Consider the following 17,123-nt stretch of genomic DNA (forward strand, 5'->3'; position numbering starts at 1 on the left):
TATATAAATACAAAACAGTCTTAGCAAAATTTATGCTTTTAAAATCTATTTAAAAAAGGAGTTCAATCATTATGAAAGTAACTTTAAAAAGAAATACATTCTTACAAGAACTACAAACTGTTCAAAGAGCCATTTCCTCTAAAACAACTATTCCTATTTTAACAGGGGTAAAAATTGTCTTAACAGACGAAGGTTTATCTTTAACAGGGAGTAATGCAGATATTTCTATTGAAAGTTTTTTAAGTCAAGATGACGAAAAAGCACAGATGAACATTGAATCAACAGGAAGTATTGTTTTACAAGCTCGTTTTTTTGGAGAAATTATTCGTAAATTACCTGAAGATATGTTTACATTAGAAGTTTTAGAAAATAACCAAGTAGCAATTACTTCCGGAAAAGCTGATTTTACTGTAAATGGTTTGGATGCAGAAAATTATCCACATCTTCCTGTAATCGACGCTAAAAATCAAATTCAATTACCCGTTCACCTGTTAACAAAAATTATTAATGAAACAGGATTTGCGGTTTCTCTTCATGAAAGCCGTCCAATTTTAACTGGGGTTCATTTTATTTTGGAAAATCAAAAATTATTAGCTGTTGCAACAGACTCACATCGTCTAAGCCAAAGAATCATTCCAATTGAACAAGCAGCTGAAAATTTTAATATTGTTATCCCAGGAAAAAGCTTAACTGAACTTTCTCGCTCGTTTACTAACGAAGAAGAAATGGTTGAAATTAGCATCATGGAAAACCAAGTATTATTTAAAACTCAAAATATGTATTTCTATTCTCGTTTGCTAGAAGGTAATTATCCTGATACTAATCGTCTAATTCCAACAAGCTTCAATACAGAAATTGACTTTTATGTTCCAGAACTATTATCAGCGATTGATCGTGCATCATTACTATCTCATGAAGGTCGTAACAATATTGTTCGTTTGGCGATTGCATCGGATTCTGTTGTTCTTTACGGAAACTCACCAGAAATTGGGAAAGTTGAAGAACCACTAAATTATGAAAAAGTAACGGGTGATCCATTAGAAATTTCTTTCAACCCAGATTATATGAAAGATGCTTTACGTGCGTTTGGTGATATGAATATTACAGTTAAATTTATCTCTGCTATTCGTCCATTTACATTAGAACCAACAGAAACAGATTTAGACTTTATTCAATTAATCACGCCTGTACGTACAAACTAAAAAAGCAAAGAAAAACCTGCGATAGAGCTAAATACAAGCTTTGACGCAGGTTTTTTTGCTTTTCTTCATAAAATACACTTCCAACAATTGCCTCGTTATAAGGTTCTAGAAAATGAAAACTATTGAAAATTTGTTTCAATACCTCAACTTATAAATTTCTTCTTAAAATGCATTTTAAGCCTCTTTTTATCATTAGAATATTTTTTATCGATTCTCATCAAAAGTGCTTAGAAAGAAAATTAGACGGATAAATTTGTTTTCTGAGGTAAAAAAGAGTATAATATTAGAGTAAAAGTGAAAATAAAAAAGAGGGATGCATATTGAAAAAGACGCTTGTTTTAGAAACTGATTATATGACACTGGGTCAAGTCTTGAAAGAAGTCAATGTAATTAGCAGCGGCGGTCAGGCCAAATGGTACTTAGCTGAGAATAGTGTTTTCGTAGATGGGGAGATAGAGAATCGCCGCGGAAGAAAATTATATGCCGGCATGATGATCGAGATACCTGAAGAAGGTACTTTTTTTATGGTAAAAAAAGGCGAGCCGACTGATGAGACTGAATGAGATCAGTGTTCAGCATTATCGTAATTACGATAAATTAACGTTAGATTTTCCTAAAACCTTAAATATTTTTTTAGGAGAAAATGCCCAAGGAAAGACAAATCTTCTTGAAAGTATTTATGTTTTAGCGATGACCCGCAGCCATCGAACGAGTAACGAGAAAGAATTGGTTCATTGGGATTCAGACTCGGCAAAAATCAGCGGAGTTGTTGAAAAAAAGACTGGAACAGTTCCATTAGAGATCATTATTTCTAATAAAGGACGCAAAACAAAAGTTAATCATATTGAACAGAAACGCTTGAGTTCTTATATTGGTCAATTAAATGTCATTTTATTTGCACCGGAGGATCTTTCTTTGGTAAAAGGTTCACCACAATTGCGCCGCAAGTTTATCGACATGGAGTTAGGTCAAGTGAACCCGATTTATCTCTATGATTTAGTTCAGTACCAGTCTGTATTGAAACAGCGGAATCAATATTTGAAGCAACTAGCTGAAAAAAAGCAATCAGATCTTGTTTATCTTGATATTCTGACTGAGCAACTAGCTGAATTTGGCGGAAAAGTTTTATTTGCCCGCTTGGAGTTCATCAAAAAGTTAGAACATTGGGCCAATTTACTGCATAAGAAAATTAGCCATGAAAAAGAAGAATTATCGATTGATTATTTTTCAAGTATCCCATTAGATAAAGAAAATTTTTCACTAGAAGAGATCCAAAAGCAGCTGCAGGAAAGTCTTTTTGCCAACCGTAAGCGTGAACTATTTAAAGCTAATACATTTTTAGGTCCTCATCGAGATGATCTGATTTTTAATGTGAATGGTCAAAATGTACAAACTTACGGATCACAAGGTCAACAAAGAACCACTGCATTAAGCGTAAAGCTGGCGGAAATTGATTTAATGTATTCAGAAACAGGAGAATATCCTGTCTTGTTATTGGATGATGTCATGAGTGAGTTAGACAATGAACGACAATTACACCTACTAGAAACGATTGAAGGAAAGGTTCAGACTTTTTTAACAACGACAAGTTTGGATCATTTAAACAATAAATTAACTGTTGAACCGGATATATTTAATGTTCATCAGGGAGAGATAGAGAGGGAAGCATCTATATGACAGAAGAAGAAAAAAATATGAAAGAACGCGCCCAAGAATATGATGCCAGTCAGATTCAGGTACTAGAAGGTCTTGAAGCGGTTCGTAAACGTCCTGGTATGTACATAGGTTCTACTAGTTCAGAAGGGTTACACCATTTAGTTTGGGAGATCGTAGATAATTCAATTGATGAAGCCCTAGCAGGTTTCGCCTCAAGTATCCAAGTTGTAATTGAACCAGATAATAGTATTACGGTTATCGATGATGGTCGAGGAATTCCGGTTGATATTCAAGTGAAAACTGGACGTCCAGCCGTGGAAACCGTCTTTACAGTTCTACATGCCGGCGGTAAATTCGGCGGCGGCGGATACAAAGTGTCTGGCGGTTTGCATGGTGTGGGTTCTTCTGTAGTAAATGCCTTATCAACTACGCTAGATGTAAAAGTCTACAAAGAAGGTAAAGTTTACTATCAAGAGTTCCATCGTGGTGCAGTTGTGAATGATCTGAAAGTCATTGAAGAAACAGATCGCCACGGAACTACGGTTCACTTTATACCAGATCCAGAAATTTTTACAGAGACAACTGTTTTTAGTTTTGATAAATTGGCAACTCGTGTAAGAGAATTAGCTTTCTTAAATCGTGGACTAAAAATCTCAATTGAAGACAAACGTGAAGAAAAACCAGTTTTAAAAGAATATCACTATGAAGGTGGTATTAAGAGTTATGTTGAGCATCTGAATGCGAACAAAGAAGTTCTATTCCCTGAACCAATTTTTATTGAAGGGGAACAACAAGATATTACAGTAGAAGTTTCAATGCAATATACAGATGGCTACCACTCAAACTTATTAAGTTTTGCCAACAATATTCATACCTATGAAGGCGGAACCCATGAATCAGGGTTTAAAACATCATTGACTCGTGTGATTAATGATTACGCTCGTAAGCAAAAAATTATGAAAGAAAACGATGAAAACTTAACGGGTGAAGATGTACGTGAAGGTTTAACAGCTGTTATTTCAATTAAACATCCGGAGCCTCAGTTTGAAGGCCAAACCAAAACAAAATTAGGAAATTCAGAAGTTCGGACAGTAACTGACCGTTTATTCTCTGAGTATTTCAATAAATTCTTGATGGAAAACCCAACTGTGGGTAAACAAATCGTTGAAAAAGGCTTATTAGCTTCTAAAGCTCGTTTAGCAGCTAAAAGAGCCCGTGAAGTTACTCGTCGTAAAGGCGCACTTGAAATCAGCAACTTACCTGGTAAATTAGCCGATTGTTCAAGTAAAGATCCGGAAAAATGTGAAATTTTCATCGTCGAAGGAGATTCAGCCGGCGGTTCAGCTAAACAAGGCCGCAGCCGTGAATTCCAAGCAATCTTACCAATTCGCGGGAAGATTTTGAACGTTGAAAAAGCCAGCATGGATAAAATTTTGGCAAATGAAGAAATTCGTTCATTATTTACTGCCATGGGAACAGGTTTTGGTGCTGATTTTGATGTATCTAAAGCACGTTACCATAAATTAGTTATTATGACCGATGCCGATGTCGATGGTGCTCATATCCGTACGTTATTACTGACACTTTTCTACCGTTTCATGCGCCCAGTTGTTGAAGCAGGCTATGTTTATATCGCTCAACCACCATTATATGGGGTGAAACAAGGAAAAAATATCACCTATGTTCAACCTGGGAAAAATGCTGAAGAAGAATTAGCGAAAGTTCTGGAATCATTACCAGCAAGTCCAAAACCAAGTGTTCAGCGTTATAAAGGTCTTGGAGAAATGGATGACCATCAATTATGGGAAACCACAATGGACCCTGAAAAACGTATGATGGCTCGTGTTAGTGTTGATGATGCAATTGAAGCCGATCAAATTTTTGAAATGCTGATGGGTGACAGAGTTGAACCACGCCGAGCATTTATTGAAGAAAATGCCCATTACGTGAAAAATCTGGACATTTAGTTAAGAAGGAGAATCTTTATCCTTTGAGCCAAGTGAATGAGATACTACATTAACGTTTTGATCTTATCAACTTCTAACTATTTTTAAGGTTTAAAAGTTGAAGGTCGGACTTAGAAATTTAAAGGAGACAAGTTCATGAGTGAAGAAATGAAAGAAAACATTCAAGACGTCAATCTGACCAGTGAAATGAAAGAATCCTTCATTGACTATGCGATGAGTGTTATTGTGGCTCGGGCATTGCCGGATGTACGTGACGGGCTAAAACCTGTTCACCGCCGTATTTTATATGGAATGAATGAGTTGGGTGTTACACCTGACAAACCGCATAAAAAATCTGCCCGTATTGTTGGGGATGTTATGGGTAAGTATCACCCGCATGGTGACAGTGCGATTTATGAATCAATGGTACGGATGGCACAGCCGTTTAGTTACCGCAGTATGTTAGTAGACGGTCACGGAAACTTTGGTTCTGTCGATGGCGATGGAGCTGCTGCAATGCGTTATACCGAAGCAAGAATGAGTAAAATAGCGTCAGAAATGCTTCGTGATATTAACAAAGATACCGTAAATTTCCATGGAAACTACGATGATTCTGAGCAAGAGCCTGATGTATTGCCTGCTCGCTTTCCTAACCTTTTAGTCAATGGTACAACAGGTATTGCAGTCGGAATGGCAACCAATATTCCGCCTCATAATTTATCCGAAGTTATTGAAGCTACTGGTCTTTTGATGGATAATCCAGAAGTTACAACGCAAGAATTGATGGAAGTTTTACCAGGACCTGATTTCCCAACGGGTGGTTTAGTAATGGGTAAATCTGGTATTCGTCGTGCTTATGAAACTGGTAAAGGCTCGATTACAGTTCGCGCAAAAGTAGATATCACTGACATGCCGAATGGTAAAGAACGAATTTTAGTTACAGAATTGCCATACATGGTGAATAAAGCAAAATTAATCGAACGAATTTCAGAACTGCATCGTGATAAGCGAATTGAAGGTATTACTGATTTACGTGATGAATCTTCTCGTGAAGGAATGCGTATAGTTATCGATGTTCGTCGCGACGTCAGTGCTTCTGTTATTTTGAATAACTTATATAAAATGACTGCTCTGCAAACCTCATTTGGGTTTAATATGCTAGCAATCGAAAAAGGCGTTCCGAAAATTTTAAGTCTGAAACAAATTCTTGAAAATTATGTGGAACACCAAAAAGAAGTTATTATCCGCCGTACTAAATTCGATAAGAGAAAAGCAGAATCTCGTGCGCATATTTTAGAAGGTTTACGTATTGCTTTAGATCATATTGATGAGATTATTTCAATTATCCGAAACTCAAAAGCAGACGATGAAGCCAAAGCATCATTGATCGAGCGTTTTGAATTTTCTGATCGCCAAGCCCAAGCTATTTTGGATATGCGTTTACGTAGCTTAACTGGTTTGCAACGAGATAAAATCGAAAATGAATACCAAGAATTATTAAAACTTATTGCTGATTTAGATGATATTTTAGGTCGTCCAGAACGTGTGATTGAAATTATCAAAACAGAATTAGGCGATATTCGTGATAGATATGGTGATCCGCGCCGTACGGAATTATTAGTCGGTGAAGTGTTGAGTCTAGAAGACGAAGATTTGATAGAAGAGGCCGAAGTTGTCATTACTCTTACAAACAACGGCTATATCAAACGTGTCGCTAACAGCGAATTCCGTGCACAACGTCGTGGCGGTCGTGGTGTTCAAGGAATGGGCGTTCATGATGATGATTTCGTGAAAAATCTTGTATCTTGTTCAACCCATGATACCTTACTGTTCTTTACGAATAACGGAAAAGTGTATCGTGCGAAAGGGTATGAAATCCCAGAATATGGTAGAACAGCTAAAGGAATTCCGGTAATCAACCTATTAGGAATTGATTCAAGTGAGAAAATTCAAGCAATAATTGCTGTAGAAGGACAAGCAGAAGATGGACATTACTTATTCTTTACAACTCGTAAAGGGACAGTAAAACGAACTGCGGTAACAGCTTTTTCTAATATCAGAAGCAATGGTTTAATTGCGATTGGTTTGAAAGAAGACGATGAGTTAGTTAATGTTGTGTTGACTAATGGTGAGCAAAACATGATTATCGGAACCCATAACGGCTATTCTGTGACATTCGCTGAAACAGCGGTTCGTGACATGGGTCGTACAGCATCTGGTGTACGTGGTATTCGTCTAAGAGAAGATGATTACGTCGTAGGAGCCTCTTTATTGGACGCTGACACCGAAGTTCTAGTGTTGACGGAAAATGGTTACGGCAAACGAACAAAAGCCGCTGAGTATCCTGTAAAAGGCCGTGGCGGTAAAGGGATTAAAACAGCTAACATTACAGCCAAAAATGGTCCATTAGCCGGATTAACTACAGTTCGTGGAGATGAAGACATTTTAGTAATCACTAACAAAGGGGTTATTATTCGCTTCAACGTTGATTCTGTTTCGCAAACTGGACGTGCAACATTAGGTGTTCGTTTGATGAGAATGGAAGAAGATGCCAAAGTGGTAACAATGGCGGTTGTTGAACCTGAACCTGAAGAGATAGCAGAAGCTGAAGGTGTGGAGACAACAGTTGAGACACCAGAAACAACAGAAGAATAAAAAATTAACTGTTTCGATTTAATTATCGGAACAGTTTTTTTGATGAAATAAAAAATATTCCAAAGAATAATATTATTAATTAAAAATACGAATTTCATTGTTTTTCAGATATGAAAAAAATAAATTTCGAAAGAATTTAAACGTCAGAATGTAAATACATTCTAAATGAATGAAAAATAATACTATTTTAAAAACAGGAAATTTCATTTTTTTTAATTCTATTTTTCACACATATGTTATTTTAAAAAAACGACAGAAGGAGTTGAAACGTTGATTTATAATAATTTACCAATAGTTATTGATTCTTATTTAACCATATGTTAGGCTGAATATTGTTGTTTTATAATTTATTGCAAGTAAATATTAGTGGAAAAGGAGACTCAAAATGGGACGGAACAAGAAATAGTTTTTTTTGCTTTTTTTTAATGTTGTACGTCAGAACACTGATTCATTACATAAGAAATAGTTTTGGATTTCTTAGGAAAAATAGAAGTTTAAAGTGGATTTTATGAAGAAGTGTTTTTTTACGGATGCTTATTTTGAAATGGGAAATGAAATATGAAAAAAATACTATATAGAACAAGTAGCCTATTATTAATTGTTAGCTTAATGCAACTAGCTCCAGTACACGCTAGTTCTTTAGACAATATTGAGGGTGATTATCCTGTTAGTTTTAGTACTTTGATTGATGAGCAAAATTTTCCTCCACGTCTGTCGGAAGATGTCTTGTCTGATCCTTCTGAGTTGGCAGAAGATAACAGCTTACGACCTGAATCTGATCCGAAACTAGAGATTATAGTTGATGCTGAAACTGAATATATAGTAAGTGAAGGTACAGTAATTGATGAGAGGTTTATAAAAGAAAAAATTATCAATCAGATACTTATATCAAATAATCTAATCGCAAAAGATCAGATTGAGATTGTGATAACCAATCAGTTTTTCTCATCTGACTATGAACAAGAAATTAGCTACTCTGTATTTGGAAAATACAGACAGTCTTTATTATCGAACGAAATAGATTATTCTATTCAACTAAACCTTAAAGTAACGTTTGAAGAGGCAAAGCTTACAGCAAAACCAAGTACAGTAACGACAGTTTTAGGGACAAAAGATGACGAACAAGATCTATATTCATTTGTTCAAGAAGTGAAATTAGGCGATCAATATTTAACAGAAGATCAATACACAGTTCAGCTTCAAGATACGATAGCGACCGATGTAACGGGTCAAAAAAAAGTAACCGTTCAAGTATTGTTAAATGCAGATCCTTCAAAACAAACAACAGTAGAAACTACGGTCAATGTGCGCTGGGGTAAAAGTATTGCCATTAGTGGTGAATGGACCGGAACAGATGCAAGAAGGATTGTATCTGCGCTAACACTTCATCCTGGTCCTAGTATTTCGTTAGAATCTGGTCAAGGAGCGAGTAGTTTAGATTATAGTTCGTTACCAACATTTAATAATCCGTTCTTTTCAACAGTATCGTTTTATCAAGCGGATGAATCAGGTATCTTGAACTTAAGTTTGACTCCAAATCAACAGTTTTCATTAAAATCTAAAGACACGCCAAAACAAATCAAAGAATTATGGGTTAGTGAAATTGGCGAGCGGGTCAAGGTTGAAATGGGTGATATTATCCAAATCTGGCATGGACGTAAAACAGGTGAAAAATATGAAAGACCATGGCTATATTTAATTGACAATGAAACTTTTTTCGATAATACAAATGGTCTGAATGAGGTTTACTATGAAATAACTGATGAAGGATTTAAACAAGTACAATTAAATAGCTTTACGACGAACGAACTGACTGTTCCGATTTACACAAACAATGCCTACTTTAATGACCATATTGACGAATTTATTAATGTTGAAGGACTTTTAAATATATCAAAAGAATTTTTAGTCTATCCTGATACTACTAGCTCTGGGGAAAAAGAAGCAGTAATCAGAGTTGAACAAACAATGAGTTCGGGAAAAAAAATCCAATATGATTACGTCATTAATGTGTATGTGGAAGAAGGGGAACTTAATTTATCCGTACCGCAATTTATTACTTTTAGTGACTTTACACTTCAATCAGAGAAACAGTTAGTTGGTCGAAACAATGGCGCTTTAGAATTAGCTATACAAGATAGCCGTGGAGCTGGATTACAGGGAAATTATACGCTAAATTTGGGAATGGATGATAATAGTTTATTGGGGCAATATCTTGTTTACAAAGACTCAGCTAACGGACAGGAACAATTCTTGAATCACTCATCGATTCAAATATTTACCTCCAGCCTTGAAGAAAACCCGGATTCACCATCTGAAAACACACCGTTGCATACGTGGGATACTGAAAGAGGATTATTTTTAAGTATTCCAGCTGATGAACCATTAAAAGCACAAACATATACAGGGACATTAAAATGGACCTTGACTGCCGGACCATCATAAAAAAGAAAAGAAGCATTTTTTTCAACAGTATTGTGATCTATTTCATTTAATAATGGCTTGCTATAAAATTCAACAACCAATGAAGAAATAAAGGTGAAATAAAAAGGAGAATATAAAATGAAAAAAGTTTTAATTAATGGGTTAGTAACAGGAATGTTGTTTGGAACTGTACAGGTAGCAATGCCAGCATATGCGGATGTGTTAAAAGGCGAAACTATTGCTAAAACAAGTATTGAAGGTGGGGAGCTGTTAATTTCAGCTACTAATGAACTTAATTTTGGTGCCCTAACATTAGGAACAGAGGCGTTAACTACAATTAAAAAAACAGGCGAAATCACTGTTTCTGATTACCGGGGAACTTATGTAGGATGGGATGTAAAAATTGCTAAAGCGGATGTTGGAACTTGGGATAATGCAATGCTGATCGATATTACTAATGTTGATAATGCAGTAAATACAGCGCCACAAAACTTCGCAGCACAAGCCAAAGCAGAGAGCTATGATTTAGTTCAAGAAAAACCATTTGACGCAACATTGAGTGTTCCAAATAGTGTAAATGCCGGAGATTACAGCACAACCTTAACTTGGACGTTAACAAGCGGACCAGAAGGCAACTAGAAAAGCGCAGTAAGAGTCTGAAGCAAAATGATTTTATTCGTTTTGTTTCGGGCTCTAAAATTAGGTAAAGGAATTAAAAATATGAAAAAAGTAATGATTATATTGTTTCTAAGTATTTTTTTCAGTGTGGTAAATCCACTGGTGAGCATGGCAGAAGAGGGAATTGATTTTTCGGTGAAACCTCAAATGACGAGTAGTCAAATTGGTGATAATGACAGCTATTTTAACCTTCGTTCTGATTCTGATAAAAAAGAAACGTTACCGATTAAAATTACGAATCATTCACAAGCTGAAGTCACATACATAGTTAATGTAAATACAGCAACAACAAATATAAACGGCATTATCGATTATAGTCAACAGGATACTAAATTAATTGAAACAGAATACCAACTTACGAACCTCGTTGAAAAACGGGAACAAACAGTCTCAATCCCCGGCGGAGCAGAAAAAATTGTAAACATCACTCTAACAATGCCGAAAAATTCATTTGACGGTATTATTCTAGGCGGAATAATAGTTGCTAAAAAGCAAAATGAGCAAAACAAAGCTAAGAATACTATTAAAAATGAATTTCAATATGCTATAGCGGTCCAGCTTTCAAATAATGACAAAGAGGTTGACTCAGAGTTAACAGGCGGAAATGTTGAATTAACACAAATCAACAAAAGAAATGCTGTTCAAATGACAATAAAAAACCCCCAACCAAAGCTTTTAAAGCAAGTTGAAGGGACATTCACCATTAAGAAAAAAGGGCAGAATGCAGCGATTGTTGAAGAAAAACGAAGTGCCATGAGTATAGCTCCAAATAGTGAATTTTCTTTATTTACCATGCTGAATGATAAATTTAAATCTGGTGAATATACGTATACAGTAAACCTGAAAAATGCTGAAGGGGACTGGACGTTTAGTCAAGATTTTTCAATCAAACAAAAACAAGCTAGAGATTTAAATGAAACATCAGTTGATCAAACACCTAAACAGTTTTCTTGGCGGCTTATCGTTACAATTATGGGAATCATTATTTTGGCATTAGCAGCAGCGCTGGGATATACTTTGTGGAAATTTCAGAAAGCGAAAAAAACATCTAATTAATTCTAAGTGGGTGAGTGGGACAAAACTAAAGACCAGCTTTGCTTCACTTACTACTATAAATCTAAAAATAAGTAAATAGAGGTTAAACTTATCGACGGATGAGTTTAACCTCTAATCTTAGTACATTTTTATTTTCTGATTCATCAATGTACAGCGTCCGACTGCGGTCAGTTCCCCATTATCATTAAAAATTTTTCCTTCCCATACTTGAAGAGATCGACCTATACGATCTGCGGTAGCAATCACGGTCAAAGTTCCACCAACGATGCTTTTTAAATGATTAATTTGAAGATCAATACCTGCAGCATAAGAACCTTCAGCCAAATGTTCATTTGCCCCCAAACTGCAAGCTGTTTCGATTAAAACGCCATTCATACCACCATGTAAAATCCCATAAGGTTGTTTATGAAATTCTTCTATTTTCATTGATAATACTACTTTTTCTTTAGATAGTTCAGTTGTTTCAATATTTAAATAGTCTAATAGATGCATTGAATGATATCCTTTCTTTTAGCCCGAGGTTAATGCTGTATTGCTTCCAAAAAAGTAAGTACTTTATCCAGTTGTAAATTGTGGTAGTCTAAAGAATCAAGATAGAACACCTTTTCTTTAGGATAGTTACCAATGTCAAATAGCTTTTGCAATCCAGGGACACAAATAATAGCATCCGCTTCTTGAGCGATTACTTCAATATCAGCAATAGAATCGTCTAATACAGCTTCCCAAGGAAGGTTTCTTTCTAACAGTTCGGTATTCAATTGTGTAACGAGTTTAGTTTGATTAAAATTCCCTATAACGGCGTTATTCGGCAGCATATTTCTACCAAACATCGGTGTGCTTTGATAAACAACGATTGCTGTATTCAAAAAATCTCTCCTTTTTTAAGTTCATTTACTTGTTAGTTTATAAAATTTATTATACATGAGAATGAGTTGGGACAAAAATTTAATTAAATCTTATGGATAGGATGAATACGCTTGGAATGATTTTGTTATATAATTATTTTAAGATTTACAAGTAAGACATAGAAAGCTGAGGGATCAAATATGGGCTGCTTAGGTAATATTATATGGTTTATTTTTGGCGGGTTTATTGGTGGATTAACATGGGTAATAGCAGGAATTCTTTGGTGTATTACGATTGTGGGAATTCCGATTGGATTGCAATGTTTTAAATTGGCTGGCTTGAGTTTTTGGCCGTTTGGTAAAAAAGTTGTTTATAGTACGAGTAATGTTTCCTTTATCGTAAACATTATCTGGCTGATTGTTAGTGGATTACCTTTAGCGATTGCTCATTGTGCTAGCGGCATTATTTTATGTGTAACAATTATTGGTTTCCCTTTTGGGCTGCAGTCGTTCAAATTAGCTAAGTTGGCATTAATGCCTTTTGGTGCGCAAGTAGTGCCAACTAATAGTGTGTATATGGAATAATCATGTATTATTAGCGGATTTTTAAGTTCGAAACAAGACTAGTTTTTAGTTTTGTTTCGAATTTTTTTTTATAATTTCTTGACAACAGAAACCAAACTTGGTATATTTTCTTGTGCCTAAAACGTAACGATTACGTTTTGTTGGGCGGAAATCGGAATGAAGCTAGGAAATTAAACTACGTAAGGGGAAAATAATGAAAAAAAATCTAAAGTCTATCACACTAAGTTTATTATTAATGGTCGCTTTTTTAACTGCCTGCACAAATTCAAACGATAAAAGTGAGGTAAATGCAGATGATGAGCAGTTAAATATTGTGACTTCTTTTTATCCAATGTATGAATTTACCAGAAATATTGTTGGTGATGCTGGGGAAGTCTCATTAATGATTCCAGCTGGAACAGAAGCACATGATTATGAACCTTCTGCCAAAGAAATTGCAAACCTGCAAGATGCGGATGCGTTTGTTTATAATAGTGAGTATATGGAAACGTGGGTACCAAAAACAGAAAAATCTTTGAAAGAAGTCAAAAGTATTAAAGCAACAGAAGGGATGTTGTTACTTCCGGGTAGCGACGATCACGATCATTCACATGGTGATGGTCATGACGATCACTCGCACGATTATGATCCTCATATTTGGTTAAGCCCATACAGAGCGATTAAAGCCGTAGAGATTATTAGAGATGGTCTAATTGAAAATTTTCCTGAACAAAAAACTGTATTCACTGAAAATGCCGCTGATTATATCGAGCAATTAACAGAACTGCATCAGCTATACGAGGAAAAATTACTGGATGCCAAACAAAAGAATTTTATCACTCAGCACACGGCTTTTTCTTATTTAGCGTTAGATTATGATTTAAAACAGATTCCAATTGCAGGTATTTCTCCAGATCAAGAACCGCAGCCATCACGCATTGCAGAGCTTAAAAATTTAGTAGATGAAACAGGAATCAGCTATATTTACTTTGAAGAGAATGCGAACGATCGAGTAGCAAGAACATTAGCTAATGAAGCTGGCGTAGAATTGCTTGTGTTGAATCCTTTGGAAGGCCTAACGAAGCAAGATATGGAAGATGGTAAAACATATATTAGTGTAATGAAGGATAACTTAGATTCTTTATTAAAATCTACAGAAGTTGAACCTAAAAGGGACATAGCGGAACAAACGAAAGAAAAGACAGTTTATAATGGTTATTTTGACGATAAAGATGTTAAAGACCGCACACTTTCCGATTATGCTGGCGACTGGCAATCCGTTTTCCCTTATTTAGAAGATGGTACATTCGACCAAGTATTTGACTATAAAGAAAAACAGACGAAAAAAATGACCGCTGAAGAATATAAAGAGTACTATCAAATAGGTTATCAGACGGATGTTGATCGGATCGTGATTGATGATAACACAATGACATTTATCGTTGGTGATAAAGAATATAAGTCAACATACAAATATGTAGGAAAAGAAATTTTAACCTATGCCGCTGGCAATCGCGGCGTACGCTTCTTGTTTGAAGCAACAGAAGACACTCCATATAAATACGTTCAATTCTCAGATCATGGTATTGCACCGAGTAAAGCCGCTCATTTTCATATTTATTTTGGAAATGAAAGTCAGGAAAAATTATTAGAAGAAATGGATAATTGGCCAACATACTATCCTGTAGGTTTGACTGGCTTTGAAATTGCGCAAGAGATGCTGGCACATTGATGAACGAAAAATAAGTAAGATTAAAAACAAGTATTCAAAATCTGTTTTCAGGTTTTGGATGCTTGTTTTTATTTAGCTAATTTTCAAAAAAATGAAAAATAAGTCATATTGTTAAATATCTTTTTAAGAAGTATAATGAGTATAAATATATTTAGGAGAATAGAGATGGACAACGAGGTTGCGACAATACTTGAGAAGATTGAACGTTTACAGAAGATAAATGTAGAAGAGCAGATTAAATACATGCGCTTTAAAGGCATAAAATTTAATGAAATTAGTGAACAATCTGCGATAAAAACACTATCTGAAAATACATATTATTATAAAATGACTGCATTTAGAAAAAATTTTGAGCGAGATTCCGATGGAAAATATCAAAATTTAGACTTTAAACATTTATCTGATTTAGCAACTATTGATATGCATCTAAGATATATACTCATGAAATTAACATTAGATATTGAGCATTCATTGAAAACAAAAATTATAGCTTCTATTACAGATGGTGATGACGATGGTTATTCAATTGTCAAAGCATACAATGATTATCAACAAAAGAAATTTAATTCATGGATTGATAAAGAGCAAATTTCTGAAGATGAAAAAACAGAGCGGAAATTAAGGTATGTAGATATAGTGGATAAAATAATGAATGAGCGAAATAATACTAAAAGCTATGATTATGATTTGTATTGTAAAAGGATTAAAAACCCCTCAATTTGGGTACTTTTAGAATTGATGACTTTTGGACAGTTGTCATCATTTATCAAGTTTTATTGTGAACATAATTTGTTCGAATCAAGCAAGTATGGATCGGCAAAAATTTTCCTACCATACGCCAAAAATGTTAGGAACTGTGCTGCTCATAGTCGACCTATTTTATTATATTTAAAACAAGAATTTCAATTTGCTGATAAAGAAAAACTACCAAGATATCCTCATAAAAAATTAACAGATTATCTAAAAAGAACTAGTTTTAGCAATAATCGTGTTTATCCCAATCTAACGAATATGAGGGTACATGATTTAGCTTCTGTATTATATCTTCATGATATGTATGTAGAATCTTCTGGGATTAGAGATAACAGGAAAGCTGAGTTAAAAAAATTGATGGATAGATGTAAACGTAATGAATATTTATATATCAATCAACCTTGGTTGTGTGAAAAATATGCTATGTTTAATAAAATGATTGAAGAATATTGATTTGTGGGAGAATTATGACAGAGTTTTGTATTGACCCAAGCAGATTGGGATGGTAACATAGTTGTTAGATGAAAGACCCTTCCGAAAGGTCGTTTATAGTTGGGGTAACAGCTAACTATAGATTAAAGGTAAAGTAAAACTGTTTGATACAAGCTTTTTGTGGCGTTTGTATCAGACAGTTTTTTGCTATTCACTTGGTATATAAAATGAACAAATTCACCATCCTCTAAACCCTCTGTCATTCTAAAACTTCCATTTTTGTGTATAATAGAAGCATTGAAAACTAATTGAGCTGAATGACTTGTTCTGCTTTTAAATTATAAGGAGGTTTCCTCATGAGAAACTGGACAACAATCAAAGAATATGAAGAGATTTTATTTGAACAAGAAGGAAAAGTAGCAAAAATCACGATCAATCGTCCTCATGTTCATAACGCATTTACACCAAAAACGGTCATGGAAATGATTGATGCATTTAATATCAGCCGCGATAAACAAGATATTGGCGTAATTATTTTAACAGGTGCTGGAGATCTGGCTTTTTGTTCCGGTGGTGACCAAAAGGTTCGCGGACATGGCGGCTATGTAGGTGACGATAGTGTTCCTCGTTTGAATGTGCTTGATTTACAACGTTTGATTCGTGTGATTCCCAAACCAGTTATTGCAATGGTTAAAGGCTACTCAATCGGTGGTGGAAATGTATTGCAGCTTGTCTGTGATTTAACGATTGCTGCTGATAATGCTAAATTTGGACAAACAGGACCTAACGTAGGTAGTTTTGATGGAGGATATGGATCTGGTTATTTAGCACGTGTGATTGGTCATAAAAAAGCCAAAGAAGTTTGGTTCTTATGTAAACAATATTCAGCAGAAGAAGCCTTGGATATGGGCTGGATCAATACAATTGCACCATTAGATAAAGTGGAAGATGTCACAATGGAATGGGCAGAAGAAATGTTGAAGAAAAGTCCACTTGCATTGCGTATGATTAAAGCATCATTAAATGCCGATACTGACGGATTGGCTGGTATCCAACAATTAGCTGGAGACGCAACATTGCTATACTACACAATGGATGAAGCTAAAGAAGGCCGTGACTCATTTAAAGAAAAACGTGAACCTGACTTCGATCAATTTCCTAAATTTCCATAAAGGGTGAG

14 protein-coding genes are annotated in these 17,123 nt (G+C 35.1%); 12 read left to right on the forward strand and 2 right to left on the reverse strand.

The features are described from left to right. The first annotated feature begins 71 nt into the window (after positions 1–71). From dnaN to C240_RS06430, 8 genes are all read left to right on the forward strand, one after another. Complete coding sequence (gene dnaN / locus C240_RS06395) at positions 72–1,202, forward strand: DNA polymerase III subunit beta (RefSeq protein WP_271492824.1); 1,131 nt, start codon at positions 72–74, stop codon at positions 1,200–1,202. Between the two features lie 320 nt (positions 1,203–1,522). Beyond that, positions 1,523–1,765, forward strand: a complete 243-nt coding sequence (gene yaaA, locus C240_RS06400; RefSeq protein ID WP_271492828.1) for a S4 domain-containing protein YaaA — start codon at positions 1,523–1,525, stop codon at positions 1,763–1,765. Next, entirely contained in the window at positions 1,752–2,879 is a 1,128-nt protein-coding gene (gene recF / locus C240_RS06405) for a DNA replication/repair protein RecF (protein WP_271492831.1), read from the forward strand. The genes yaaA and recF overlap by 14 nt, the downstream gene beginning before the upstream one ends. Then, the gene (gyrB, locus tag C240_RS06410) at positions 2,876–4,825 is read left to right on the forward strand and encodes a DNA topoisomerase (ATP-hydrolyzing) subunit B (protein ID WP_271492833.1); all 1,950 of its coding nucleotides are present in this window, start codon (positions 2,876–2,878) and stop codon (positions 4,823–4,825) included. The genes recF and gyrB overlap by 4 nt, the downstream gene beginning before the upstream one ends. Before the next feature lie 135 nt (positions 4,826–4,960). After that, entirely contained in the window at positions 4,961–7,459 is a 2,499-nt protein-coding gene (gene gyrA, locus C240_RS06415; protein ID WP_271492836.1) for a DNA gyrase subunit A, read from the forward strand. A gap of 558 nt (positions 7,460–8,017) precedes the next feature. Continuing rightward, positions 8,018–9,904, forward strand: a complete 1,887-nt coding sequence (locus C240_RS06420; RefSeq protein WP_271492839.1) for a hypothetical protein — start codon at positions 8,018–8,020, stop codon at positions 9,902–9,904. A gap of 117 nt (positions 9,905–10,021) precedes the next feature. Further along, entirely contained in the window at positions 10,022–10,522 is a 501-nt protein-coding gene (locus C240_RS06425) for a hypothetical protein (RefSeq protein ID WP_271492842.1), read from the forward strand. Between the two features lie 81 nt (positions 10,523–10,603). Continuing rightward, positions 10,604–11,617 (forward strand): DUF916 and DUF3324 domain-containing protein, encoded by a 1,014-nt coding sequence (locus C240_RS06430; RefSeq protein WP_271492844.1) that lies wholly within the window; start codon positions 10,604–10,606, stop codon positions 11,615–11,617. 117 nt (positions 11,618–11,734) lie between these two features. On the opposite strand, the gene C240_RS06435 is transcribed toward C240_RS06430, so the two are convergent. Further along, entirely contained in the window at positions 11,735–12,109 is a 375-nt protein-coding gene (locus C240_RS06435; RefSeq protein ID WP_271492846.1) for a PaaI family thioesterase, read from the reverse strand. A gap of 29 nt (positions 12,110–12,138) precedes the next feature. Continuing rightward, positions 12,139–12,483 carry a hypothetical protein gene (locus C240_RS06440; RefSeq protein ID WP_271492849.1) on the reverse strand — a complete coding sequence of 115 codons (345 nt, stop codon included), beginning with the start codon at positions 12,481–12,483 and terminating at the stop codon, positions 12,139–12,141. A 180-nt stretch (positions 12,484–12,663) separates the two neighbouring features. On the opposite strand from C240_RS06440, the gene C240_RS06445 reads away from it, so the two are divergent. The 4 genes from C240_RS06445 (at position 12,664) to menB (ending at position 17,115) form a co-directional block, all read left to right on the forward strand. Then, positions 12,664–13,047 carry a YccF domain-containing protein gene (locus tag C240_RS06445; protein WP_271492852.1) on the forward strand — a complete coding sequence of 128 codons (384 nt, stop codon included), beginning with the start codon at positions 12,664–12,666 and terminating at the stop codon, positions 13,045–13,047. 193 nt (positions 13,048–13,240) lie between these two features. Then, a complete protein-coding gene (locus C240_RS06450) occupies positions 13,241–14,758 on the forward strand; it encodes a zinc ABC transporter substrate-binding protein AdcA (protein WP_271492855.1) in 1,518 nt (505 codons plus the stop codon). A gap of 165 nt (positions 14,759–14,923) precedes the next feature. Beyond that, positions 14,924–15,964: an Abi family protein gene (locus C240_RS06455; RefSeq protein ID WP_271492858.1), complete on the forward strand. Its 1,041-nt coding sequence runs from the start codon at positions 14,924–14,926 to the stop codon at positions 15,962–15,964. Positions 15,965–16,299: 335 nt separating this feature from the next. Beyond that, the gene (menB, locus tag C240_RS06460) at positions 16,300–17,115 is read left to right on the forward strand and encodes a 1,4-dihydroxy-2-naphthoyl-CoA synthase (RefSeq protein ID WP_271492861.1); all 816 of its coding nucleotides are present in this window, start codon (positions 16,300–16,302) and stop codon (positions 17,113–17,115) included. Positions 17,116–17,123 lie beyond the last annotated feature (8 nt).

It is taken from the genome of Enterococcus sp. 5H, from assembly GCF_028128615.1.
Classification (GTDB): domain Bacteria; phylum Bacillota; class Bacilli; order Lactobacillales; family Enterococcaceae; genus Enterococcus_L.